Source organism: Pseudoblastomonas aquimaris (assembly GCF_035481675.1).
Taxonomy (GTDB): Bacteria; Pseudomonadota; Alphaproteobacteria; order Sphingomonadales; family Sphingomonadaceae; genus Alteriqipengyuania_B.
The window spans coordinates 149,172-173,757 of sequence record NZ_JAYJJW010000002.1; the positions used below are offsets into that span (position 1 = coordinate 149,172).

Sequence of the window (24,586 nt, forward strand, 5' to 3'; positions counted from 1 at the left end):
GGATGGAAGCGACGGGCCATCCGTGAGAGCTGGAAAAGCGACTGTGGCTGCGGGCCCGCAAGGGGTTCGTGCGGGCTGCGGTCGCTGTTTGCGTCCGCTCTCAGGTGGCTCACCCCGCATGACCGAATCACCCCGCCGGGCGTAGCGTTTGCGCGCGGCAGAGATACGCAAGGCGACTTATTTCTATGGCGACCAAGGCCGGCAAGACAGCCCCCAACGCAGCCCTCAACAACCGGGGCGGCGCAAGCAAGAAGCGCATCCGCAAGATCTTCGGCGACGTGCACGAAGTCATCCCGATGCCGAACCTGATCGAAGTCCAGCGCGAAAGCTACGAGCAGTTCCTGCGCTCCGATCCCTCGATCGATTATGTCTCCGGCCTCGAAAAGACGCTCCGCAGCGTCTTCCCCATTCGCGACTTCGCCGGCACCGCCGAACTCGACTTCGTGCACTACGAGCTCGAGCCGCCGAAATACGACACCACCGAATGCCGCCAGCGCGGCATTACCTACGCCGCCCCGATGAAGGTCACGCTGCGCCTGATCGTTTTCGAGGTGGACCAGGAAACCGAGACGCGCTCCGTCCTCGATATCAAGGAGCAGGACGTCTACATGGGCGACATGCCGCTGATGACGGGCAACGGCACCTTCATCATCAACGGCACCGAGCGCGTGATCGTGTCGCAGATGCACCGTTCGCCGGGTGTGCTGTTCGACCATGACCGCGGCAAGACCCACTCCAGCGGCAAGTACCTCTTCGCCGCGCGCGTGATCCCCTACCGCGGCAGCTGGCTCGACTTCGAATTCGACGCCAAGGACATCGTCAACGTCCGCATCGACCGCAAGCGCAAGCAGCCGGTCACCGCGCTGCTCTACGCCCTCGGCCTGACCGCCGAGGAAATCCTCGAGCATTTCTATGACCGCGTAACCTGGAAGCGCGCCGCCGGTGCCAAGGGCGCCGACGATGCTGCCGGTTGGACGATCCCGTTCGTGGCCGAACAGTGGCGCGGCGCGAAGCCGGCCTTCGCCCTTGTCGATGCCAAGACCGGCGAGGAAGTGTTCCCCGCCAACAAGAAGATCAGCCCGCGCGCCGCCAACAAGGCGGAAAAGGACGGGCTCGATACGCTGCTGATCCCGACCGAGGAAATCTTCGGCCGTTATGCCGCCTATGACATGATCGACGAGAAGACCGGTCGCATCTATGTCGAAGCTGGCGAGGAAGTCGGCCCCGAGAACCTCGAGAAGCTGGACAACGCCGGCGTCGACGCGATCGAACTGCTCGACATCGACCATGTCACCACCGGCCCGTGGATCCGCAACACGCTGCAGGTCGACAAGGCCGAAAACCGCGAGGAAGGCCTCGAGGCGATCTACAAGGTGATGCGCCCGGGCGAACCGCCGACCAAGGAAACCGCCGAAGCGCTGTTCGAAGGCCTGTTCTTCGATGGCGACCGCTACGACCTGTCTGCCGTGGGCCGCGTGAAGCTGAACATGCGCCTCGGCCTCGACGCCGAAGACACCGTCACCACGCTGCGCAAGGAAGACATCCTTGCCGTGGTGAAGGAACTTGTCGACCTGAAGGACGGCAAGGGCGAGGTCGACGACATCGACAACCTCGGCAACCGCCGTGTCCGTTCGGTGGGCGAGCTGCTGGAAAACCAGTACCGCGTCGGCCTGCTGCGCATGGAGCGCGCCGTGAAGGAGCGCATGAGCTCGGTCGATGTCAGCACCGTGATGCCGAATGACCTCATCAACGCGAAGCCCGCCGTGGCTGCCGTGCGCGAGTTCTTCGGTTCCTCGCAGCTCTCGCAGTTCATGGACCAGACCAACCCGCTGTCGGAAGTCACCCACAAGCGCCGCGTTTCCGCACTCGGCCCGGGCGGTCTCACCCGTGAGCGTGCCGGCTTCGAAGTCCGCGACGTCCACCCGACGCACTATGGCCGCATCTGCCCGATCGAAACGCCTGAAGGCCCGAACATCGGCCTGATCAACTCGCTGTCGACCTTCGCGCGCGTCAACAAGTACGGCTTCATCGAAACGCCGTATCGCCAGGTGAAGGAGGGCAAGGTCTCCTCCGATGTGCAGTATCTCTCCGCCATGGAAGAGCAGAAGCACACCGTGGCGCAGGCTTCGGCCGACACGGACAAGGACGGCAAGTTCGTCGAAGAGCTGGTCTCGGCCCGCGAAAACGGCGAATTTGTGATGACCCCGAACGAGAATGTCACGCTGATGGACGTCTCGCCCAAGCAGCTCGTCTCGGTGGCCGCATCGCTCATTCCGTTCCTGGAAAACGATGACGCCAACCGCGCGCTGATGGGTTCGAACATGCAGCGCCAGGCCGTGCCGCTGGTGAAGGCCGAAGCGCCGTTCGTCGGCACCGGCATGGAGGCCACCGTGGCGCGTGACAGCGGCGCGGCGATTTCTGCCAAGCGCGGCGGCATCGTGGACCAGGTCGACGCGACCCGGATCGTGATCCGTGCGCAGGGTGACGTGGAAGAAGGCGAGAGCGGCGTGGACATCTACACGCTGCAGAAGTTCCAGCGCTCCAACCAGTCGACCTGCATCAACCAGCGCCCGCTGGTGAAGGTGGGCGACGTGGTCGAAACCGGCGAAATCCTCGCCGACGGCCCGTCGACCGACCTCGGCGAACTGGCGCTGGGAAAGAACAGCCTCGTCGCGTTCATGCCGTGGAACGGCTACAACTACGAAGACTCGATCCTGATCAGCGAACGCATCGTGAAGGACGACGTGTTCACCTCGATCCACATCGAGGAATTCGAAGTGATGGCCCGCGACACGAAGCTGGGTCCGGAAGACATCACCCGCGACATCCCCAACGTCGGCGAGGAAGCGCTGCGCAACCTCGACGAGGCGGGCATCGTCTACATCGGCGCCGAAGTGCACCCGGGCGATATCCTGGCCGGCAAGATCACGCCGAAGGGCGAAAGCCCGATGACGCCGGAAGAAAAGCTCCTGCGCGCCATCTTCGGCGAGAAGGCCAGCGACGTTCGCGACACCTCGCTCCGCCTGCCCCCGGGCACCAGCGGCACGGTGGTGGAAGTGCGCGTGTTCAACCGCCACGGTATCGAGGTGGACGATCGTACGCGTGCGATCCAGAACGAGGAGATCGAGCGGCTCAAGAAGGATGCGGCGGACGAACGTGCCATCCTCAACCGCGCGACCTACAACCGCCTTGCCGACATGCTCGAAGGCCAGACCGCTTCTGCCGCGCCGAAGGGCGTGAAGAAGGGCACGGTGATCGACGCCGCGCTGCTCGACACGGTCGAGAAGCACGAATGGTTCAAGTTCGCCGTGGCCGACGACAAGACGCAAGGCCAGGTCGAGGCGATCAAGACCCAGTACGACGAGAGCGTGAAGCGGATCGACGAGAAGTTCGAAGACCGCAAGGAGAAGCTGGAGCGCGGCGACGAGCTGGCTCCGGGCGTGCTCAAGATGGTCAAGGTCTTCGTCGCGGTGAAGCGCAAGCTGCAGCCGGGCGACAAGATGGCCGGCCGTCACGGCAACAAGGGTGTGATTTCGCGCATCCTGCCGCAGGAAGACATGCCGTTCCTCGAGGACGGCACGCCGGTCGACATCGTGCTGAACCCGCTGGGCGTGCCGTCGCGCATGAACGTGGGCCAGATCTTCGAAACGCACCTCGGCATGGCTGCCCGTGGCCTCGGCCAGCAGATCACGCAGGCGCTGGAAGAATGGCGTGAAGCCAATCCCGATCCGGACAAAGCAAAGCCGCCGCAGGCGGTCATCGACCGGATGAAGGACGCTTACGGCGAGGAATATCACGACGAGATCGAAAGCCGTACGGCCGATGAAATCGTCGAGATGGCCGGCCTGCTGAAGGACGGCGTGCCGATGGGTACCCCGGTGTTCGATGGCGCGCGAGAAAGCGACGTGACGGCCATGCTCGAAAAAGCGAACCTGCCGTCATCCGGCCAGGTCACGCTGTTCGACGGGCGCACCGGCGACGCGTTCGACCGCAAGGTGACCGTGGGCTACATCTACATGCTGAAGCTGCACCACCTCGTGGACGACAAGATCCACGCCCGCTCGATCGGCCCGTACAGCCTCGTCACCCAGCAGCCGCTGGGCGGTAAGGCGCAGTTCGGCGGCCAGCGCTTCGGCGAAATGGAGGTCTGGGCGCTCCAGGCCTACGGCGCCGCCTACACGCTGCAGGAAATGCTGACCGTGAAGTCCGACGACGTGATCGGCCGGACCAAGGTCTACGAAGCGATCGTCAAGGGCGACGACACGTTCGAGGCCGGCATCCCGGAAAGCTTCAACGTGCTCGTGAAGGAAATGCGCAGCCTCGGCCTCAACGTCGAACTGTCCTCGCTCACCGACGGCGACGAGGACGAAGACGGTATGCAGATCGCGGCAGAATGATGGAAAAAATGACTTCTTACCTCAACGAGATCATTGTCATGCCGAGGAGCCGACTGATCGCCATGCAAGGTAGCGGATTGGCTGCGGTCGGCGCGCTTTTGGTCGCAGGCCAACACGGCGATGTCATTACAGTCGCTGGATTCTTGGTATCGTTTATCGGCTTGGCCATGGCTGCCATCGGCGTGTCCATGGTTCCGAACCGCGCTGAAGATATGAATGCCCGGAAGGGAACACAGAAATGAACGAACTTACGAAATTCACCAACCAGCTCGCCAAGCCGGAAACTTTCGACCAGATCCAGATCGGAATCGCGTCGCCGGAACGTATCCGCAGCTGGTCCTTCGGCGAGATCAAGAAGCCGGAAACGATCAACTACCGCACGTTCAAGCCCGAGCGTGACGGCCTGTTCTGCGCGCGCATCTTCGGTCCGGTGAAGGACTACGAATGCCTGTGCGGCAAGTACAAGCGCATGAAGTACAAGGGCGTCGTCTGCGAAAAGTGCGGCGTCGAAGTGACCGTGACCAAGGTTCGCCGCGAGCGCATGGGCCACATCGAACTGGCTGCGCCCGTTGCGCACATCTGGTTCCTGAAATCGCTGCCGAGCCGCATCGGCCTGCTGCTCGACATGCAATTGAAGCAGCTCGAGCGCGTGCTCTATTTCGAAAGCTACATCGTCACCGAGCCGGGCCTGACCCCGCTGGAGAAGTACCAGCTGCTGTCCGAAGACGAGCTGATCGAGGCGCAGGACGAGTACGGCGAAGATGCATTCTCCGCCAGCATCGGCGCCGAAGCGGTCAAGTTCATGCTCATGGACCTCGACCTGGAGCAGGAGCGTGACGACCTGATGGAAGAGCTTGCGACCACCAAGTCCAAGCTCAAGCCCGCCAAGATCATCAAGCGCCTGAAGGTCGTCGAAAGCTTCATCGATTCCGGCAACCGCCCGGAATGGATGATCCTGGAAGTCGTGCCCGTGATCCCGCCCGAGCTGCGCCCGCTGGTGCCGCTGGACGGCGGCCGTTTCGCGACGTCCGACCTCAACGACCTGTATCGCCGCGTCATCAACCGCAACAATCGCCTGAAGCGCCTGATGGAACTGCGCGCGCCGGACATCATCGTCCGCAACGAAAAGCGCATGCTGCAGGAATCGGTCGACGCCCTGTTCGACAACGGTCGCCGCGGCCGCGTGATCACGGGCGCCAACAAGCGTCCGCTGAAGTCGCTGTCCGACATGCTCAAGGGCAAGCAGGGCCGCTTCCGCCAGAACCTTCTGGGTAAGCGCGTCGACTACTCGGGCCGTTCGGTCATCGTGACCGGTCCGGAACTCAAGCTGCACCAGTGCGGCTTGCCCAAAAAGATGGCGCTCGAACTGTTCAAGCCGTTCATCTACGCCCGCCTCGACGCCAAGGGTCTGTCGATGACCCTCAAGCAGGCGAAGAAGTGGGTCGAGAAGGAGCGCAAGGAAGTCTGGGACATCCTCGACGAAGTCATCCGCGAACACCCGGTCATGCTGAACCGCGCCCCGACGCTCCACCGCCTTGGCATCCAGGCGTTCGAGCCCGTGCTGATCGAAGGCAAGGCGATCCAGCTGCACCCGCTCGTGTGTTCGGCCTTCAACGCCGACTTCGACGGTGACCAGATGGCCGTCCACGTGCCGCTTTCGCTGGAAGCCCAGCTGGAAGCCCGCGTGCTGATGATGTCGACCAACAACATCCTCTCGCCCGCCAACGGCAAGCCGATCATCGTGCCTTCGCAGGACATGATCCTGGGCCTCTACTACCTGTCCATGGACCGCGACGGCGAGCCGGGCGAAGGCCGCATCCTGGCCGACATCGCCGAGGTTCACCAGGCACTGGAAGTCGGCGCCGTGACGCTGCACTCCAAGATCACCACTCGCGTCCCGCAGACGGACGAGAAGGGCAAGGAGTACATGCAGCGCGTGGACACCACGCCGGGCCGCATGCTGATCGGCGAATGCCTGCCCAAGAGCCATACGGTGCCCTTCGACGTCGTGAACCGCCTTCTCACCAAGAAGGAAATCGCCGACGTGATCGACCAGGTCTATCGTCACACCGGCCAGAAGGACACGGTGCTGTTCGCCGATGCGATCATGACGCTGGGCTTCCGCCACGCTTTCAAGGCCGGCATTTCCTTCGGCAAGGACGACATGATCATCCCGCACGAGAAGGACGGACTGATCGAGGAGACCAAGGCGCTGGTTGCCGATTACGAGCAGCAGTACCAGGACGGCCTGATCACCCAGCAGGAAAAGTACAACAAGGTGATCGACGCGTGGAGCCGTTGCGGCGACACGGTGGCGAACGCCATGATGGACAAGATCAAGGCGACGCCGAAGGACGAAGACGGCCGCGAGGCGCAGATCAACTCGATCTACATGATGAGCCATTCGGGTGCGCGTGGTTCGCCGGCGCAGATGAAGCAGCTCGCCGGTATGCGCGGGCTGATGGCCAAGCCGTCGGGCGAGATCATCGAAACGCCGATCATCTCGAACTTCAAGGAAGGCCTGACCGTTCTTGAATACTTCAACTCCACCCACGGCGCCCGCAAGGGCCTGGCCGACACGGCGCTGAAGACGGCGAACTCGGGTTACCTGACCCGCCGCCTCGTCGACGTGTCGCAGGACTGCGTCATCGTGGAAACGGACTGCAAGACCAAGAACGCGCTCGAAATGCGTGCCATCGTTCAGGGCGGCAGCGTGATCGCTTCGCTCGGCGAGCGTATTCTCGGCCGGACCACGGCGGAAGACATCGTCAACGCCGCGACGGACGAGGTCATCGTCAAGAAGAACACGCTGATCGACGAAGCCATGGTGACGGAGATCGAGGCTGCCGAAGTGCAGCAGGCGAAGATCCGTTCGCCGCTGGTCTGCGAAGCCGAACAGGGCGTTTGCGCGACCTGCTACGGCCGCGATCTTGCCCGCGGTACGCCGGTCAACATCGGCGAGGCTGTCGGCGTCATTGCCGCGCAGTCGATCGGCGAGCCCGGCACCCAGCTGACGATGCGGACGTTCCACATCGGCGGCGCGGCGCAGGTCAACGAAACCAGCCACCTCGAAGCCACCAGCGACGGCACCGTCCAGTATCGCGACATGCCGACGATCAAGGACAAGAAGGGCCGTATCCTCAGCCTCGCCCGCAATGGCGAACTGCTGGTGATCGACGCCGAGGGCCGCGAGCGGGAAATCCACAAGCTGCCTTACGGTACCGTCCTGATGCACAAGGATGGCGCCAAGGTGAAGGAAGGCGACCGGCTGGCGGAATGGGATCCGTTCACCCTGCCGATCATCACCGAACAGGCCGGTGTGGTGAAGTACCAGGACCTGGTCGAAGGCAAGACGCTGGAAGAGCGCGTGGACGAAGCCACCGGCATCGCCCAGCGCGTGGTCACCGAGTATCGCGCCACGGGCCGTTCCAAGAAGGACGACCTGCGGGCCCGCCTCACCCTGCTCGGTGAAGGTGCCAAGGGGACGGATGGCGACGAGGAAAATGCCGCGCGCTACATGCTGGCGCCAGGCACGACCCTGTCGGTCGAGGACGGCCAGGAAGTGCAGGCCGGTGACATCCTCGCCCGTGCCAGCCGCGAAGCCGCCAAGACCCGCGACATCACCGGCGGTCTGCCGCGTGTGGCCGAACTGTTCGAAGCGCGTATGCCGAAGGACGTTTCGGTCATCGCCAAGATCAGCGGCAAGGTCGAATTCGTCCGCGAATACAAGGCCAAGCGCAAGATCGCGATCATCCCGGAAGAGGGTGATCCGGTTGAGTACCTGATCGCCAAGACCAAGGTGATCGACGTGCAGGAAGGCGACTTCGTCAAGAAGGGCGATACGCTGGTTTCGGGCAGCCCGAACCCGCACGACATCCTGGAAGTGCTGGGCGTGGAAGCGCTGGCCGAATATCTCGTCAGCGAGATCCAGGAAGTCTATCGACTGCAGGGCGTGAAGATCAACGACAAGCACATCGAGGTGATCGTGCGCCAGATGCTGCAGAAGGTCGAGATCACCGATGGCGGCGACACCACGCTGCTGCCGGGTGAGCAGGTCGACTATGCCGAGATGATGGAAACCAATGCCAAGCTTGCCCCGCGCAAGAAGCATGCGCAGGGCACCCCGATCCTGCTGGGCATCACCAAGGCATCGCTCCAGACCCGCAGCTTCATCTCTGCCGCGTCCTTCCAGGAAACGACCCGCGTGCTTACGCAGGCATCGGTCGAAGGCAAGAAGGACTCGCTGATCGGTCTCAAGGAGAACGTGATCGTCGGCCGCCTCATCCCCGCCGGGACCGGTGCGGGCATGAACCGCGTCCGCGTGACCGCCTCCAGCCGCGACGCCGCGCTGCGCGCCCAGTATCGCAAGATGCAGGAAGCGCTGGTGCTGGCCGATACGGCCGAGGAAGAGCACGAGGCCGAACTGGCGCAGGACGACGTGGCAGCACAGACCGGCGATACGCCGATCGGCGCGGCTATGGGTGAAACCGACGGCACCAATGAAGATGCCGGTGACTACCTGACCGAAGAAGCCAAGGAAGAAGGCAGCGATGCCGCTTCCGACGAGCCGACGCAGGAGCCCACCGACGGCGAGTAATCGCGCTTCGGATCGCTAGCCGACCGACCAACATAAAGCCCCGCCGGAGCGATCCTCCGGCGGGGCTTTTACGTTGGTTTCCGGCTGCGCGGGATGGGCGGCAGCCGGAAGCTCAGTTGGCGAGGAATACCCGCCGCTTGGCTTCGATCTTGACGCCCTTTTTCGTGTAGAATGCGAAATCCACATGGATCGATGCGGTGGCCTTGAGGTCCACGTATTTAATAGTGCCCGACGCGCCGTGGGTCGGCGTGAAGGTGGTGCCGCCGTCTGCGGAGAAATCCCGCGTAAGGGCAGCAGTATAGGCGCTCTTGATAGCGTTATCGGTCGGCGTGGGATAGATCGATGCGGTACGCGCCGCCTCGTCCACGGCATGGTTCACCGCGTTCTTGGCGAACATGTAGTTGCCGATGCCAAACGTGCCCATGAAGAGTACCATGATGATCGGCAGGGTCAGAGCGAATTCGACCAGCGGCGCGCCGGCCTCGTCCTCGCGGATGCGGTTGAAGAACCTGTCCATCAAACGTCCTCCGGCACGCGAATGGTAATCGCGCCTTTGAGCGAGGTGTCGCCGATATAGCCGTAGGGGCCGATGTCGCCCAGAATTGGCTTGTAAGTCTTCACCACGTCGATCTTGACGAAGTTCGCGGCAACCGCGCTGACATCGGCGCATTTGGCTTTGAAGTTGATTTTCGCCGCGTTGCACTCGGTCCAGCGCGTTATCGTGAACGCCGACTGGGGCAATCCGCTGGCGGCCGCCAGCTGCGTCTTGATGTCGGAGTCCGTCGGGACATCGGCGATATTCGCAACGATCAGTTCGCCGCCGGTCTGGGCGTATTGCTGGACCTTCAGCTTCTCCGAAAAGCCGAGCGTCAGGTCCACGAAGCCCAGCGCCATGAAGGTGAGGACGGGGACAAGGATCGCGGTCTCGATCACCCCGACGCCGTCTTCGTTGCCGCACAGGCGGCGGAGGGAGGAAAACAGCTTCGTCATGCCACCAGCCTCAGGAGGACATTGCCGCCGAAGGACGACGCGCCTGACCCGGCCGGGCAGCTGTTGCTGACCGAGGTATTGCCTTCGAAGCTGGCGTATTTGGCGACGATCTGCATGCACGGCGTGCTCATCGAGCTGTTGCCGGTGAATTTCACTTCGTTGCTCGGCGCGTAAATCACCCCCTGATAGGCAGAAAGCGTGTTGCCGGTGACATTCATCGACTGCGTGCTTTTGTACGCCGCGCGCCGGTCCTGGTACATCAGGATGCCGGCCCAGGTGCCCGATGTGGGCGCGGACAACTTGATCGTGGCACCACCGTTCGCATCAAAGGATCCGACCTTCGTATCGTTGAAGGGCGAGGAGAAGTTGGTGAACACCAGGGTCACACCCGCACCCTGCAAGGTTGCCCCGGCGGCAATCTTGATGCCTTTTTCGCCGATGTAGTAAACGCCCGGTTCGAGGGTCACGATGCCGCCGCTGATCTGTATGCCGTTGTAACAGCCTGGCGAGGCAGTCCAATTACTCTTGACCAGCGGCCAATAGTTGGAAGTGCACGGCAGTGCGGTCGAAAGATCCGGTACCTTGCTGGCCATCGGATCGGCCACGGGCTGGATGCCGGGATTCAGCTTGGTGTCCGTCGAAAGGCCCCCACCGGTGTTGATATTTCCGACGGCGGAGATCGCCCCGGCGGAGACGGGATCGCTGCTGGTGATGTCCGCGTCCGAGTTCGAAGACATGCCGCAGTCCATGTCGACCGTCGCGCTGCCGCTGATCGTGAGACCGGTGCCAGAGGTATCCAGCGTGATCACGCAATTGGCGACCTCGTTTGCGGCGATCGCGGTCGCTTCGGCCTGCAGCGCCGGCGTCTTCTTCAGGAACATGCCCGAAAACCCGAGCTGCTGGCTCGTTTCGAGCACGACGCGCACCGCGGTGGCATCGCCCTTGTAGCTGCCGGTAGTCGGCGCATTCTCGATCGCCTTGGTAGTAAATGTGCGCAAGTTGTTGAGGGCCAGGGAGCGTTTCACGGCCTGGTCAACATTCTTTCCTTCGGCGCGGGCCGTGGCACCTGCCAGCGCAGCCGCATCCGCGGCGCTGTGCAATTGGCGTTTCCAGACCGTCCACTGCGCCACGTCCAGCCCGATGCCGACGGCACCGCACAGCGGTACGGCCATCAGGCCAAAGATCATCAACGACTGCCCGCCGGTATCCTTCCACAGGGTGCGGGCGCCGCTGCGCAGCTTGGCCAGGCGATTTTTCAATCCCATCGAGGCAATCCTTGTCATCACACCGTGCGGTATAGGGCGGGGAAGGTCACCGATAGGTACGCCAAGATACTGAAAATAAAGTAAACGTTAGGGCGAAATTAACCTTTGCAGCGTGCGGAAAGCGCACATCGGCGTCCTTACTTGCCCTGCCGGCGCATTGGGGGCACACACGTCTCATGGCTACCGACCGGCTTTGCATCGCCCTTGCCCAGATCGACCAGCGCGTGGGCGATATCGACGCCAATGTCGCTGCCATGCGCGCTTGGCGGGGGAAAGCGGCGGGCGCGCACCTGGTAGTCTTTCCCGAAATGCAGATCATCGGATATCCGCCGGAAGACCTCGTGCTGCGCCCCGCGTTGATCGAGCGGGCGGCGGCGGCGCTGGAGGAACTGGCGAAGGATACGGCGGACGGTGGCCCGGCCATGCTGGTCGGCACGGTCGTGCGCGAGGGCGAAATGCTCTACAATTCCGTGGCCCTGCTCGACGGCGGCGAAGTGTCCGCGATCCGGCACAAGCACGAACTGCCGAATTACGGCACGTTCGACGAGCAGCGCCTGTTCGATCCCGGCCCGCTGCCGGAGCCGGTGGTATTCCGCGGGGTCTCGCTCGGCCTGCCGATCTGCGAGGATGTTTGGCATCCCGAGGTGTGCAAGCACCTTGCCGAAGCGGGCGCGGAAATCTTCCTGTGCGTCAACGGCAGCCCCTACGAAATCGACAAGGACGAGCTCAGGATCGAGCAGGTCGCCTGCAAGCGTGCCGACGAAACGGGCGTGCCGATGGCCTACCTCAACCGGGTCGGCGGGCAGGACGAGTTGGTGTTCGACGGGGCCAGCTTCGTGGTGGGAGACGATGGCGAGGTCTACCTCCAGATGGCCGATTGGGATGAGGCACTCGCCATCACTGAGTGGCAGCGGCGCGAGACCGGCGGCTGGCGCTGCGAACCCCAAACGCTCGCCAGCCTCGCCCCATATCCGGAAGACGTGTGGTGCGCGATGACCGTGGGCCTGCGCGATTACGTGAACAAGAACGGGTTTTCAGGTGTGCTGCTCGGCCTGTCGGGCGGTATCGACAGTGCGGCCTGCGCCGCCATCGCCGTCGATGCGCTGGGCGCGGACCGCGTGTGGTGCGTGATGCTGCCGAGCCGCTACACGTCCGACACCAGCCTCGACGATGCAAAGGCCTGCGCGCAGGCGCTGGGCGTCCGTTATTCGATCATTCCGATCCAGCCCGCCATCGCCGGTTTCGACGCGATGCTGGAAGAAGACTTCGCCGATACAGAGGTCAATCTCACCGAAGAGAATATCCAGTCGCGCATCCGCGGCGTGACCCTCATGGCGCTGTCGAACAAGTTCGGCCCGATGCTGGTTACCACCGGCAACAAGAGCGAGATGAGCGTCGGCTATGCCACGATCTACGGTGACATGGCGGGCGGCTACAACCCGCTCAAAGACGCTTACAAGATGACCGTGTTCAAAGCGTGTGCGTGGCGCAATACGGCGATCCCGCGGGTTGCCGTGGACGGTGCGCCGGGGGGCGAGGTGATCCCGCAGAACATCATCGACAAGCCGCCCAGCGCGGAACTGCGCCCGGATCAGAAGGACAGCGACAGCTTGCCGCCCTATCCCGTGCTCGACCGGATCCTCCACGGCCTGATCGAGCAGGACAAGTCGGTCGACACGCTGGCCGCCGAAGGGCTGGACCGCGCCACCGTGAAACGGATCGAACATCTCCTCCACCTCGCCGAATACAAGCGCCGCCAGGCCCCGCCGGGGGTCAAGCTCACGATGAAGAACTTTGGCCGCGACCGGCGGTATCCGATAACGCACGGCTTCCGCAGCGGATGATGGGGCGGGTGCCGATAGCCGCACTCGCTTGCGCACTCGCCGGCTGCGGGCAGCAGGCCGCTGTGCCGAGCGGAGACCCTGCGACCAAGCCCGTCGCTTCCCAGGATAAGATCGCCGTGGGCAACGCGCCGGCCTCCCTCGTCGGGAACTACAGGGTCTCCGGCACGGACGGAGCGGAGGTCGACCTGGGATGGGCCATCACCGTGGCCATCACCGGTGACACGATCCGCTACGGCTCCCAATGCGTCGGCGGCACCTGGACCTACACATACACGAATGGGAGGATGTCCACCGAAGCGGTTCCGATCGCCGTGTGCGACCGCGGACGCTACCCCGCGGAAGAAGCGCTCGATGCCGTGTTCGGCAGCAGCCCCGCTGTATCGCGCACGGCGGAGAACGGGCTGCTGTTCGAGGGGGGCGATCACAGCGTCACGCTCTTCTCGCAATAGGACCATGCCCGCGCTAAGGCCGCGCGCATGACCACGATTACCCGTTTCGCGCCTTCCCCGACCGGCCGCCTCCATGTCGGCAATATCCGCACCGCGCTGCACAACTGGATGCTGGCGAAGAAGCACGGCGGGCGCTTCCTCTTGCGCATCGACGACACCGATGCCGAACGCAGCCGTGAGGAGTATGTCGATGCCATCCGCGCAGACCTGGCCTGGCTCGGGCTGGAACCGGACGGGGAGGCGCGGCAGTCGAAGCGGCTGGAGTTGTACGATGCTGCATTCGAGGCGCTGAAGGCTGCGGGACGCATCTATCCCGCCTACGAGACGTCGCAGGAACTCGAGCTCAAGCGCAAAATCCAGCTCGGACGCGGCAAGCCGCCCATCTACGACCGCGGGGCGCTTGCACTGAGCGACGAGGAGCGGGCCGCGAAAGAGGCTGAAGGGATTGCTCCGCACTGGCGCTTCAAGCTCGATCACGACGCGCCGATCGAGTGGAACGACCGCGTTCGCGGACCGCAAAAATTCGGTCCGGCACAACTGTCAGACCCGGTGGTGCGGCGCGCCGACGGTAGCTGGCTCTACATGCTCCCGAGCGCGGTCGACGATCTCGACATGGGCGTGACCGACATCCTGCGCGGGGAGGATCATGTCTCCAACACTGCCGTGCAAATTCAAATGTTTACCGCACTTATTACTGCACAAGCTGGTGCAGCAAAAATGCCCTCTTTTGCGCACGAAGCCTTGCTGGTCGGGAGCGAAGGGAAGCTCTCCAAGCGCCTCGGTTCGCTGGGCTGCGATCACTTTCGCGCGCAAGGTTATGAGCCCGAAGCGCTGGTGGCGATGCTGGCCCGGCTCGGCACATCGCAGCCGGTCGAACCGATCGCGGATCGCGGCGCGCTGGTCGATACCTTCGACCTGTCGACATTCGGCCGAGCACCGGCAAAATTCGACGAAACCGAGCTTCACCGGATCAACGCGCAGATCGTCCACCAGCTGCCGTTCGAACGGGTGCGCGGCTATCTGCCCGACGGCTTCACCGAGGCGGCGTGGCTTGCGATCCGGCCGAACCTTGAGAAGGCGAGCGAAGTCATCGACTGGTGGCAGGTCGTCACCGGTCCCGTCGAGCAAGCCGAGTTATCCGACGAAGATCGCGCCTATGTCGGCGAAGCGGCCGGCGCGCTCGAATGGGGCGACAATCCGTGGGGGCAGCTGACCGGCGCGCTGAAAGACAGCACAGGCCGCAAGGGCAAAGCACTCTTCCTGCCGCTACGCCTCGCCCTTACCGGGCGTCCTTCGGGACCCGACATGGGGGCCCTGCTCCCGCTGATCGGCGAGGACGAGGCCCGCGCCCGGCTGGAGCGCGCCGCCGGCCGTTAGGCGACGAAAAAGGGCGGCCCGTTGCCGGACCGCCCCTTTCGGCTTCGTACCTGCGCTGCGTCAGAATTCGAAGGTTACTTCCGCACCCAGCGTGCGGCCCTTGCTCAGCGGCGAGAGCGTGCCGCCCTGCGGGAAGAACGCGAAGGGCACCGCCTGGCCGGTCGACAGCGGGCCGCCGAACGGCAACTGCGTGTCGCCGCCGGCCTGCACTTCGTCGAGCAGGTTCTTGCCGTAGATCGAGAAGCTGAGCCCTTCCATCGGCGTGTTCCACGTGATGTTCACGTCCAGCATGTCGGCTTCCTGGATGTAACCGAGGTTGCTGTCGGTGTAGGCGAACTCGTCGCGATGCTGGAAGTTCACGCGGGTCAGGATTTCGCTGTCCGAACCGAGATACAATTCGTGGATCAGCCCCAGGCCCCAGGTGAGATCCGGCACGCGCGGGAGTTTCAGCGCCAGGTCCTTGCCATCGATCACCCCGTCGCCGGAGATGTCGAAGCGCACTTCGTCATAGCTCGCATCAATGATGCCGATGTTGCCGGTCAGCAGCAGGCTGTCGAGGACGCGGAAGCGGCCTTCGAGCTCACCGCCGTAGATCGAGGCATCGGCCGTGTTCAGGATGAACTGGCTGACGCCCGCGGTGGGGCTGGACTGGTTCACTTCGCGCTGCATGTCGGCGATGTCGGTGTAATATACCGCGCCGTTCAGCGTGATCCGGCCGTCCATGCTCTGGAATTTCGCGCCGAGCTCGTAGTTGTCGACCTGCTCTTCGTCGAAGTAGAAATTGCCGTCCGTTGCCGGGACCACGACGTTCTCGAAGACGTTCGCATTGGTGATGCGGAAGTTGTAGCCGCCCGAGCGATAACCGCGGGTCCACGAGGCATAGACCTGCGCATTGTCGAGTTCGTACTGCAGGCCGAGCTTCGGGCTGAGGTTTTCCCAGACATTGCCGTCTTCGAAGCCGTTGTTCTCGGTCGGGATGAAGGGGTTCCGGCCGCTGGTCGGGCAGGTTCCGTCGACCACGGAACACATCGGCCGCGGGCGGATGTAGGTGACCGTGTCGTCTTTCTCTTCGCGCGACCAGCGCAGGCCGGCCTGCACACTGAGGCGCTCCGTCAGGTAGTACTTGGCAGAGGCGAACGCGCCCAGCACCGTATGTTCCTGCGTGCCGCCGCCATAGAAAGTCAGCGGGCTGAGCGGGGGCAGGTCGCGCACTTCGGTATAGCCGATGTCCTGCGTGAAGTAGAACGTGCCGAAGGTGAGGTCGTAATCGGCCTCGGAAATCGCGTAGCGCAGTTCGTTGGAATACTGCTCCTGCGTGAACTCGGTCGTGGAGTGGAACCCGAAGATCGGCAGCGAATCGATGTCGCCATCGGTTTCGGAATTGTAATCGCGATAGCCGAAGATGTTGGTCAGCGTGCCCGGCCCGACTTCCACGTCCGCGCGGAGGCTGGCCGTGGTAATTTCGGTGTCGTAGCTGCCGCGGTTGTCGATCGAGATATCGAACGTGTCACGGCGGAAAAGGCCGCGGTTCTGGCCGGCGGGCCCGTCACCGGTCGAATCGAAGAAGTCGACCTTGGCCAGAAGGGTCACATCGTCGCGCGGGCGAAGTTCGAGCGCGCCGCGAACGATGTAGGTTTCCGCCGCACCCTGGTTCGACCCGTCGAACAGGTTGGTGAAATACCCTTCGTCGTTGTTGTAATAGGCGCCCAGCTTGAACAGCACCGTGTCTTCCACCAGCGGGCCGGACACCACGCCGCTGACGTAGTAGTTGGCGCCGCCGCGGTCGTCCACGAACGGGCCGTCGACGGCCGCACGGAACTTGCCCTGGAAATCTTCCGTCGGGTTGCCGGTGTTGAGGAGCACTGCGCCGCCGGTCACGTTACGGCCGAACAGCACCCCCTGCGGACCGCGCAGGATTTCCACGCTGTCTAGGTCGAAGAGATCGAACACGACCCCGCCGTTCACGCCGAGATAGACGCCGTCCACGAACACGCCGACCGTCGGGTCGATGGACGGGATCGAGGAGTTGATGCCGAGGCCGCGGATCGAGAAGTTCGCCGTACCGCGGCTGGTGCCGACCTGGTCGAGCGAGACGTTCGGCGCGGAGTAGGTCAGCGACTGCACGTCGCGCACCTTGAGCGCGTCGAGGCTCTGCGAGTTGAAGGCGGTGACCGACAGCGGCACGTCCTGCACTTCTTCGGCGTCTTCCGTCTTGGTCGCGGTGACCACGATCACGCCGCTGAGATCGTCGAGCGTGCTCTGGCGACCTTGCCGGCCTTCCGGCTCCTGCGCCTCGCCCGGCGTGGCGGCGTCGGAATCGTAGTTCTGCGCATCCTGCGCCAGCGCGGCGGAGGGCAGGGCGACCATGCCTGCACCCGTCAGGGCAAGCGCAGTCAGCGACGTGGTGGAGCGTCCAAGGAATTTCATGAGTTCTCTCTCCTCAATGCATTCGTATGCCCCGCCGCCTTAACGAGGCAACACAGCAAAATTCAAGCGCGCGATTAAATTTTGTTACAGTACCGTTGCGGCGTGTGGCATTTTGGCCGCTACCGCAGCTTCGCCGCGACGTTGCGCGACTGCGCTCAAGCGTGGCCGTCGAGCTCGTTGCCCTGCAGGGTGACAACATGGAGGAGGTTGGTGGACCCCGGCGTGCCGAAGGGGACGCCTGCCAGCGCGATCAGCTTCGCGCCCGCCTTGCCGAAGCCGTGGCGCAGCGCCATCCGCTTGCCCTTGGCGATCATCTCCTCGAAGCTGCCGATGTCCTTGGTGGTGACAGAATGCGCACCCCACAGGAGCGCGGTACGGCGCGCGGTGGCGGTGGAGGGGGTGAGCACCAACATCGGCACCGCAGGCCGTTCGCGGGCCACGCGCCGCGCCGTGCTGCCGGAACCCGTAAACACGATGATGCCCGCCGTCTGCACCGTCTGCGCAATGGTCATGCAGGCATGGCTGAGCGCATCGGCGGTGGTGGGGTGGGCGGAGAGCTGGTGGAAATGCACCCGCTCTGCATAGGCAGGGTCGGCTTCGACCGAAGCCGCGATCCGGTCCATCATCCGCACCGCTTCTTCGGGCCATTCGCCGGCCGCGGTTTCCGCGCTCAGCATCACCGCGTCGGCACCGTCATAGACCGCGTTGGCGACGTCGGAGACCTCGGCACGGGTCGGCGCGGGGCTTTCGATCATGCTCTCGAGCATTTGCGTTGCCACGATCACCGGCTTGCCCAGCTCGCGCGCCGCATTGACGATGCGTTTCTGGATCGGCGGGACGTCCTGCGGATCAAGCTCCACGCCGAGGTCCCCGCGGGCCACCATCACGCCGTCCGCCAGTTCGAGGATTTCGGCGAGGCGGTTGACCGCGCCCGGTTTCTCGATCTTGGCGCACAGGGCGCCGCGCCCGCCCATCAGGCGGCGGGCTTCGGCCAGGTCTTCCCCGCGCTGTACGAAGCTGAGGCCGATCCAGTCCGCGCCGTGGTCCATCGCATAGGCAAGGTCGGTGCGGTCCTTCTTCGTCAGCGCCGGGATCGGCACTTCGGCATCGGGTACGTTCACGCCCTTGCGGTCGGAAATGACCCCGCCGACTTCGGCACTGGTCAGGATCTCGTTCTCGTCGGCCCGGATCACGCGCAGCTTGATCTTGCCGTCGTTGATCAGCAGGCGCTGGCCTTTTTCGAGGATGCCGAAGAGTTCGGGATGCGGCAGCTGGACGCGGGTTTCGTCGCCCGGTTCGTCCTTGCGGTCGAGCGTGAAGTGGCCGGAATGGCGGATCACCGCCTTGCCGTCCTTGAACGTGCCGACGCGCAGCTTGGGGCCCTGGAGGTCGCACAGGATCGCAATCGGGCGTTTGGTTTCCTTTTCGAGGTCGCGGATCGCCTTGATCGTGTCGCCGTGGATGTCGCGCTCGCCGTGGCTCATGTTGATGCGGAAGGCGTCGGCCCCGGCATCGAGCAACTTGCGCAGCATGGCCGGATCGCGGCTGGCAGGGCCGACCGTGGCGAGAATTTTCACCTTGCGGTCGCGCGGATCGATCTGTGCCATGTGCTGCGTAACTCCGGATGGCTGCGTTTCGCCGACCCTATGGCAGCATGCAGGCGCAAGACAAGCAAGCGTATGGCGGCGCGCGCCTGCATTCGAATGCCGCCGATTCGGCTTGCGCACGGGTTTGCCGGCCTCCGACCGGGCCGGGGATTGCGCGCTTCACCCCCGCGCCCGCTCTCGCTATCAGGCCGCCAACCGATTCACCCGGATAGAGAAGAGAGATACGAAATGGCCGATGCCACCGACGACCGCCTGCGCCTGCTGATCGAACGGATCGAGCGCCTCGAGGAAGAGAAGAAGGGCATCGCCGACGACATCCGCGACGTCTATGCCGAAGCCAAGGCGGTCGGATACGACCCCAAGATCATGCGCCAGGTCGTCCGCCTGCGGAAGATGAAGCCCGACGACCGCAGCGAGCAGGAAATGGTGCTCGATACATACAAGGCCGCGCTCGGCATGGCATAGGCGGCCCAGCCAAGAGGAGACGAAAATGCCCCCGCAGTACAAGGACGCGAGCCACTTTCCGGTCACCACGACGCCCACGCTGGAGGGGCGGCCGATCCAGGAATATCGGGGCATCGTGACCGGCGAGGTAATCGTCGGCGCCAATCTTTTCCGTGACCTGTTCGCCAATATCCGCGATATCGTGGGCGGCCGCTCGGGCAGCTACGAACGGATCCTGCGCGACGCGCGCGAGCAGGCGATTGCGGAGCTGCAGGCCGAGGCCGGCCGCGTGGGCGGCAATGCGGTGGTGGGCGTCGACCTCGATTACGAGGTGATCGGCGATACCGGCTCTATGCTGATGGTCAGCGCCAGCGGTACGGCGGTGACAATTTGAAGCAGGTCCTGCCGGCGGTCCTGATCGTCTGCGTCGCCGCGTGCGGTCGGCCTTCGGTCGACATGCCGCTTTCGTTCGAGGACAGGACGGCCCGGATGCAGGCCTGCAACATGCTTTATCGCGAGAACGACTTCCAGAAGGTCAAGCCTTCGCCGGTGCGCGGGCTGATCGATCTGGAACGATGGAATGCCTTGTCGGCCAACCGCAAGGACGACGTCATCGAGCTGAGCGCCTGCCTCATGGAAGGCGGCGATGCAGGCCCGGTGGATGTCGAACTCTTCGTCAGCGGGCGCACGGTCTTGCGGCGTCAGGCGGAAAACGACACCGACTGGGCGGCAATCCTCGACTACGCGGCAAGCTCCGTCGCCGTGTATGCCAGCGACAGGGCGGCGCCGTTGTGCAGCATGTGCAGCACGATGCTCGACCACAGGCCATAGTGCACGCGCATGTAGCCGAGGATCGAGCCGGTGATGAATTGCGGCAGCACCAGCGGCAGAGCGGCGAGCATTTCCGCGCCTTCGAAATTGAAGACGTGGATGAACGCAAAGGCGAGCGTGCTCAGCCAGAAGAAGATCGGGAACGCCCTGCGGTACCATTGCGGCGCGTCGTAATTTCGCAAGCCGATAAACAAGATCACCGCCAGCACGATGCCGCCGCCGGTCGCGAGCATGGCCGGTCCCGGCACATCGCTCTGCGGGCCCGTGGCCGTCAGCACGCCGCCGAGCGCCGCCCCGCCCAGGATGGCGAGCAAGGCCGCAACGCGCCCGGGCTTGCCGGATAGCCAGCCACGGAACAGCACTTCTTCCACCAGCGGCGCAACGATCACGACCGCCAGCGCGAGGCCGATCTCTATCTCCATGCCTGCCAGCGCGGTTTCGGGAAGCTCCACGCCCGCAGCGATGACCAGCATTGCAATCACCCCCAGGCCTGCCATTAGCAGCAGGTCGAGCCCCAGCATCCGGAAGATCGCGGCCAACCCGCTGCCACCGACCCGCACCTGTTCTTCCGGCAGGACGGGCCGGCGCAGGAAGCCGGCAAAGCGGCGCCATTCATCGCGCATCGTTGCAGCTATGGCGGGCTTGCCGGACGCAGCCCCGTCCGCGCCCATCGGCGGGCTTGTCGTATCCATCGTCATGCGGCTATTGCGGCCCCCGATTTCATCCACCACAGGTTCAAGCGATACCATGGCAGGCCATTCCAAGTTCAAGAATATCATGCACCGCAAGGGTGCGCAGGACAAGAAGCGTTCCAACCTCTTCTCCAAGCTCAGCCGCGAAATCACCGTGGCGGCGAAGATGGGCATGCCCGATCCGGACATGAACCCGCGCCTGCGCCTCGCGGTGAACGCGGCCAAGGCCCAGTCGATGCCGAAGGACAACATCCAGCGCGCGATCGACAAGGCGTCGGCGACCGACGGCGATAATTATGAGGAAGTGCGTTACGAAGGCTACGGCCCCGGCGGCAGCGCGATCATCGTCGAAACGCTGACCGACAACCGCAACCGCACCGCCACCGCCGTGCGCACCGCCTTTTCCAAGCACGGCGGCAATCTCGGCACCGAAGGCAGCGTGGTCCACGGTTTCGAGCGGCTGGGGCTGATCGTCTATCCCGCCGATGCCGGGAGCGAGGACAAGGTGCTGGAAGCGGCAATGGAAGCGGGCGCGGAGGATATCGCCAGCACGGATGACGGCCACGAGATCTGGACCGCGGCCGACGATCTCCACCAGGTCGCGAGCGACCTCGAAGGGACGCTGGGCGAGGCGGAGACGGTCAAGCTGGCGTGGAAGCCCAACCTCACCGTCGATATGGACGAAAAGAACGCCGCCACGCTGCTCAAGCTCATCGACGTGCTGGACGACGACGACGATGTGCAGACCGTGTGGGGCAATTACGACATTTCCGACGAGGTGATGGAGCAGGTCGGCGGATAATGTGGACCCTCATCGCCAAGGCCCTGCTGGCCGGGGCGATGATCGCCGCGATTGCCGAGATCGGCAAGCGATTGCCGGCCATGGCGGCGCTGGTCGCCAGCCTGCCGCTCGTATCGATCCTAGGCATGATATTCCTATGGCATGCCCGGCCCGACATGGAGAACATGGCGCGCCATAGCGAGGCGACCTTCTGGTTCGTCCTGCCCAGCCTGCCGATGTTCCTGCTGATCCCGTGGCTGATGCGCAGCGGGGTCGGCTTCTGGCTGGCACTCGCCGCGGGCTGTGCGCTCACGATCGTGCTGTACCTCCTCATGGCGCATTTCGGGCCGCGGCTCGGCATCCGCCTGTGATCGCTGTCTTGTGATCATCATCGGCCTAGATCCCTCGCTCAGCTGTACCGGTTGGGGCGTGGTGCGCAGCGAGGGCGCGCGGCTGAGCCATGTCGCCAACGGGCAGGTGAAGACGGACGCGAAGGCGCCGATGGCGGACCGGCTGCACCACCTGCACGATGCCATTTACGCGGTACTGGCCTCACACGCGCCGGACCGCGCTGCGATCGAGGAAGTCTTCCTCAACAAGAACCCGCAGTCGACGCTGAAGCTGGCGCAGGCCCGCGGAGCGGTGCTTGCCGCATGCGGCCGCGCATCGATCCCGGTCAGCGAACACGCCGCGCGGCTGGTCAAGAAAGCGGTCGTCGGCACCGGCGCCGCGGACAAGGCACAGGTGCAGGCCATGCTGAAAGTGCTGCTCCCCGGCGCCCAGGTGGCGGGTGCCGACGCGGCCGACGCGCTTGCCGTCGCCATCGCGAGCGCGCATCTGGGCATCACGGAACCGCATCGATGATCTATATCCTGAAGAACCTGCTGCCGATCGGTGTGGCAACGCTGCTCGGCCTGGCCATCGGCTGGGCCTTCGTGGCGTTCTTCGAAGTGCCGGCGCCCTCTGTCGGCACTTTCGCCCTGATCGCCCTGTGCGAATTCTGGATTGCCGCAATACTCGCCGGGGCCCTGATCCTCGCGCCGGACAAGGCCGGGCCATGGACGATGGCGCTCGGCACCGCGTTCATCATCTGGATCGGCTTCGTCGCGCCATCGGCCGTCGTCTATCTCGCCATGGCCCGCCTGGAATGGTGGGCCATCCTGAGCATCGTACTGCACTGGCTGGCCGTAATGATGGTGCAGACGGTGGCGATGAAAGCCATCGGGCTTCAGGCTCCCCCCGAAGGAAACGGATCATGATCGACCTTTACGGCATTCCCAATTGCGACACGGTGAAAAAGGCGCGCAAGTGGTTGGAGGCGAAGGGTCTCGACCACACGTTCCACGACTTCAAGAAGGAGCCGCCGTCCCGCGACATGGTCGGCGAGTGGGCCGATGCGGTCGGCTGGCAAGTGCTGCTCAACCGCCGCGGAACCACTTTCCGCAAGCTGGACGACGCCGACAAGGAAGGGCTGGACCGCGACAAGGCGGTCGAACTGATGGTGGCGCATCCCAGCATGATCAAGCGGCCCGTCGTCGCGCATGACGGGCAGACCGATGTCGGCTTCAACGAGACGATCTGGGAAAACGCCTACCTCTGAACTTCAGTCCCGCTCGCGCCGTTCGATGCGGCGGGAAAGGCTGCGCATCTCGCGGGCCGAACGCGTGGCGAGGCGCGTTTCCAGCAGGAACATCAGCAGCGCGCCCGACACCAGCACCATCGCGGTGATCCACGTGGCGGCGACCCATGTCCCGATGGCGGTGCGGATGAAGGCGCTGACAAACAGCAGGATGATGACCACGCAGATCAGCAGGCCGGCCCCGGTGCTGAGGTTGATTGCGTCGTGGGCATATTTCTGGCGGCGGCGCAGCGCCGGCAGCTCCTCGATCTCGCGATCGGTGCGCCCTTCTTCCTCGCGCTTCTCGAGCTTGTCGACCCGCTCCACGATCCACGTCAGGCGCATGTTCATGACGTTGAGCACCGCGCCGATCGCTGCGAGCATGAACACCGGCGCGAGCGACAGCTGAACGATGTTCTGCACCCGCAGCGTGCTGGATGTCCGTTCGATCAGGCTGTCGCCAGCTGCGGCGAGCAGTTCTGCAATCATGCGCGGCGGGCCGAAAGGATGTAATTGAGGTCGCGATTGGCGGAGAGGGTGAAGCCCTTCGCGGGGTTGAAGGCGATGCCCCTGCAGTCCGTGACCGTGAAACCGGCGGCGTGCAGCAATTGTTCGAGCTCGTCGGGCGTGATGAAATCTTCCCAGTGATGCGTGCCCCTGGGCACTGCGCCGACCGCTTCCGCCGCGCCGACCAGCAGCGCGCGGCTGGCGAGCGTGCGGTTCGGGGTGGAAAGCACGAGCAGGCCGTCATCGGCCACGCAGTCCGTCAGCGCGGCGATGAAGGCGCCCTTGTCCGCCACGTGCTCGATCACTTCCATCGAGGTGACGAGGTCGAACTGGCCGAGGCCTAGCTCGCCCAGCTCCCCGTGGCGGTATGCGATGGCAAGTCCCATCGCATCGGCATGCGCCTGCGCCACCGCGACATTTTCCGCCGCCGCGTCCACCCCGGTGACGTCCGCGCCGAGCCGCGACAGCGGTTCGCACAGCAAGCCAGCCCCGCAACCGACGTCGAGCGCGCTCTTTCCCGAAAGCGGCGCGTAGCCGTAGGCGTCGCTCCCGAAATGGAGGTCCACCGCCTCGCGGATGAAGCCGAGGCGCACCGGGTTTAGGCGGTGCAGCATGGCGGAGGAGCCCTTCGGGTCCCACCAGTCCCGCGCCAGGGCGCCGAAGTGCTGCGCCTCTTCGGGACGGATCGTTGCGCCACTGGTTGCATCCGAGACATTTGCATTCGCCATGACGGCTCTCTAACAGCGCCGTTCAACCCGCA

The 24,586-nt window shown here is 64.2% G+C and carries 22 protein-coding genes; 14 read left to right on the forward strand and 8 right to left on the reverse strand.

Translation table 11 applies throughout. From position 1 onward, the window contains the following. Positions 1 to 185: 185 nt before the first annotated feature. Genes rpoB through rpoC form a run of 3 tightly spaced genes read left to right on the forward strand, consistent with a single transcriptional unit; the run spans position 186 to position 8,994 of the window. Entirely contained in the window at positions 186 to 4,397 is a 4,212-nt protein-coding gene (rpoB, locus tag VCJ71_RS10745; protein WP_324641107.1) for a DNA-directed RNA polymerase subunit beta, read from the forward strand. After that, the gene (locus VCJ71_RS10750) at positions 4,394 to 4,639 is read left to right on the forward strand and encodes a hypothetical protein (protein WP_324641109.1); all 246 of its coding nucleotides are present in this window, start codon (positions 4,394 to 4,396) and stop codon (positions 4,637 to 4,639) included. Before rpoB ends, VCJ71_RS10750 begins: the two co-directional genes overlap by 4 nt. Further along, entirely contained in the window at positions 4,636 to 8,994 is a 4,359-nt protein-coding gene (rpoC, locus tag VCJ71_RS10755) for a DNA-directed RNA polymerase subunit beta' (RefSeq protein WP_324641111.1), read from the forward strand. Before VCJ71_RS10750 ends, rpoC begins: the two co-directional genes overlap by 4 nt. 112 nt (positions 8,995 to 9,106) lie before the next feature. On the opposite strand, the gene VCJ71_RS10760 is transcribed toward rpoC, so the two are convergent. The 3 genes from VCJ71_RS10760 to VCJ71_RS10770 are packed head-to-tail and all read right to left on the reverse strand — an operon-like array spanning position 9,107 to position 11,249. Next, positions 9,107 to 9,511 carry a TadE/TadG family type IV pilus assembly protein gene (locus VCJ71_RS10760; RefSeq protein WP_324641113.1) on the reverse strand — a complete coding sequence of 135 codons (405 nt, stop codon included), beginning with the start codon at positions 9,509 to 9,511 and terminating at the stop codon, positions 9,107 to 9,109. Further along, positions 9,511 to 9,984 (reverse strand): TadE/TadG family type IV pilus assembly protein, encoded by a 474-nt coding sequence (locus tag VCJ71_RS10765; RefSeq protein ID WP_324641115.1) that lies wholly within the window; start codon positions 9,982 to 9,984, stop codon positions 9,511 to 9,513. The genes VCJ71_RS10760 and VCJ71_RS10765 overlap by 1 nt, the downstream gene beginning before the upstream one ends. Next, entirely contained in the window at positions 9,981 to 11,249 is a 1,269-nt protein-coding gene (locus VCJ71_RS10770) for a pilus assembly protein TadG-related protein (RefSeq protein ID WP_324641117.1), read from the reverse strand. Before VCJ71_RS10770 ends, VCJ71_RS10765 begins: the two co-directional genes overlap by 4 nt. Positions 11,250 to 11,425: 176 nt before the next feature. Between VCJ71_RS10770 and VCJ71_RS10775 the strand changes: the two genes are divergently transcribed. From VCJ71_RS10775 to gltX, 3 genes are all read left to right on the forward strand, one after another. Then, entirely contained in the window at positions 11,426 to 13,093 is a 1,668-nt protein-coding gene (locus tag VCJ71_RS10775) for an NAD+ synthase (RefSeq protein WP_324641119.1), read from the forward strand. A 116-nt stretch (positions 13,094 to 13,209) separates the two neighbouring features. Beyond that, positions 13,210 to 13,542 (forward strand): hypothetical protein, encoded by a 333-nt coding sequence (locus VCJ71_RS10780; RefSeq protein ID WP_324641121.1) that lies wholly within the window; start codon positions 13,210 to 13,212, stop codon positions 13,540 to 13,542. A gap of 27 nt (positions 13,543 to 13,569) precedes the next feature. Further along, on the forward strand, positions 13,570 to 14,919 hold the full coding sequence (gltX, locus tag VCJ71_RS10785; RefSeq protein WP_324641123.1) for a glutamate--tRNA ligase: 1,350 nt from the start codon (positions 13,570 to 13,572) through the stop codon (positions 14,917 to 14,919). Between the two features lie 60 nt (positions 14,920 to 14,979). On the opposite strand, the gene VCJ71_RS10790 is transcribed toward gltX, so the two are convergent. Together VCJ71_RS10790 and pyk are read right to left on the reverse strand one after the other, a co-directional pair. Continuing rightward, positions 14,980 to 17,346 (reverse strand): TonB-dependent receptor, encoded by a 2,367-nt coding sequence (locus tag VCJ71_RS10790; protein WP_324641124.1) that lies wholly within the window; start codon positions 17,344 to 17,346, stop codon positions 14,980 to 14,982. A gap of 155 nt (positions 17,347 to 17,501) precedes the next feature. After that, positions 17,502 to 18,953, reverse strand: a complete 1,452-nt coding sequence (gene pyk / locus VCJ71_RS10795; protein WP_324641126.1) for a pyruvate kinase — start codon at positions 18,951 to 18,953, stop codon at positions 17,502 to 17,504. A 228-nt stretch (positions 18,954 to 19,181) separates the two neighbouring features. On the opposite strand from pyk, the gene VCJ71_RS10800 reads away from it, so the two are divergent. From VCJ71_RS10800 to VCJ71_RS10810, 3 genes are read left to right on the forward strand one after another with little or no spacing between them, the layout of a single operon-like run. Beyond that, positions 19,182 to 19,418: a DUF2312 domain-containing protein gene (locus tag VCJ71_RS10800; protein WP_290136663.1), complete on the forward strand. Its 237-nt coding sequence runs from the start codon at positions 19,182 to 19,184 to the stop codon at positions 19,416 to 19,418. 25 nt (positions 19,419 to 19,443) lie between these two features. After that, a complete protein-coding gene (locus VCJ71_RS10805; protein ID WP_324641128.1) occupies positions 19,444 to 19,791 on the forward strand; it encodes a heavy metal-binding domain-containing protein in 348 nt (115 codons plus the stop codon). Continuing rightward, entirely contained in the window at positions 19,788 to 20,228 is a 441-nt protein-coding gene (locus VCJ71_RS10810) for a hypothetical protein (RefSeq protein ID WP_324641131.1), read from the forward strand. The genes VCJ71_RS10805 and VCJ71_RS10810 overlap by 4 nt, the downstream gene beginning before the upstream one ends. On the opposite strand, the gene VCJ71_RS10815 is transcribed toward VCJ71_RS10810, so the two are convergent. Beyond that, positions 20,138 to 20,977, reverse strand: coding sequence for a CPBP family glutamic-type intramembrane protease (locus VCJ71_RS10815; protein ID WP_324641133.1), 840 nt, complete (start codon positions 20,975 to 20,977; stop codon positions 20,138 to 20,140). The genes VCJ71_RS10810 and VCJ71_RS10815 overlap by 91 nt on opposite strands. On the opposite strand from VCJ71_RS10815, the gene VCJ71_RS10820 reads away from it, so the two are divergent. Genes VCJ71_RS10820 through VCJ71_RS10840 form a run of 5 tightly spaced genes read left to right on the forward strand, consistent with a single transcriptional unit; the run spans position 20,976 to position 23,301 of the window. Continuing rightward, complete coding sequence (locus VCJ71_RS10820) at positions 20,976 to 21,722, forward strand: YebC/PmpR family DNA-binding transcriptional regulator (RefSeq protein WP_324641135.1); 747 nt, start codon at positions 20,976 to 20,978, stop codon at positions 21,720 to 21,722. The genes VCJ71_RS10815 and VCJ71_RS10820 overlap by 2 nt on opposite strands. Next, positions 21,722 to 22,072: a DUF3147 family protein gene (locus tag VCJ71_RS10825; protein WP_324641137.1), complete on the forward strand. Its 351-nt coding sequence runs from the start codon at positions 21,722 to 21,724 to the stop codon at positions 22,070 to 22,072. The genes VCJ71_RS10820 and VCJ71_RS10825 overlap by 1 nt, the downstream gene beginning before the upstream one ends. A 10-nt stretch (positions 22,073 to 22,082) precedes the next feature. Continuing rightward, complete coding sequence (ruvC, locus tag VCJ71_RS10830; protein WP_324641139.1) at positions 22,083 to 22,565, forward strand: crossover junction endodeoxyribonuclease RuvC; 483 nt, start codon at positions 22,083 to 22,085, stop codon at positions 22,563 to 22,565. Continuing rightward, positions 22,562 to 22,960, forward strand: a complete 399-nt coding sequence (locus VCJ71_RS10835; protein ID WP_324641141.1) for a hypothetical protein — start codon at positions 22,562 to 22,564, stop codon at positions 22,958 to 22,960. Before ruvC ends, VCJ71_RS10835 begins: the two co-directional genes overlap by 4 nt. Further along, the gene (locus tag VCJ71_RS10840; RefSeq protein WP_324641523.1) at positions 22,954 to 23,301 is read left to right on the forward strand and encodes an arsenate reductase; all 348 of its coding nucleotides are present in this window, start codon (positions 22,954 to 22,956) and stop codon (positions 23,299 to 23,301) included. The genes VCJ71_RS10835 and VCJ71_RS10840 overlap by 7 nt, the downstream gene beginning before the upstream one ends. 3 nt (positions 23,302 to 23,304) lie before the next feature. Here the strand turns inward: VCJ71_RS10840 and VCJ71_RS10845 are convergent, their stop codons facing one another. Both VCJ71_RS10845 and ubiG read right to left on the reverse strand, forming a co-directional pair. Then, on the reverse strand, positions 23,305 to 23,808 hold the full coding sequence (locus VCJ71_RS10845) for a DUF2721 domain-containing protein (protein ID WP_324641143.1): 504 nt from the start codon (positions 23,806 to 23,808) through the stop codon (positions 23,305 to 23,307). Further along, the gene (gene ubiG / locus VCJ71_RS10850; protein ID WP_324641145.1) at positions 23,805 to 24,554 is read right to left on the reverse strand and encodes a bifunctional 2-polyprenyl-6-hydroxyphenol methylase/3-demethylubiquinol 3-O-methyltransferase UbiG; all 750 of its coding nucleotides are present in this window, start codon (positions 24,552 to 24,554) and stop codon (positions 23,805 to 23,807) included. Before ubiG ends, VCJ71_RS10845 begins: the two co-directional genes overlap by 4 nt. Positions 24,555 to 24,586 lie beyond the last annotated feature (32 nt).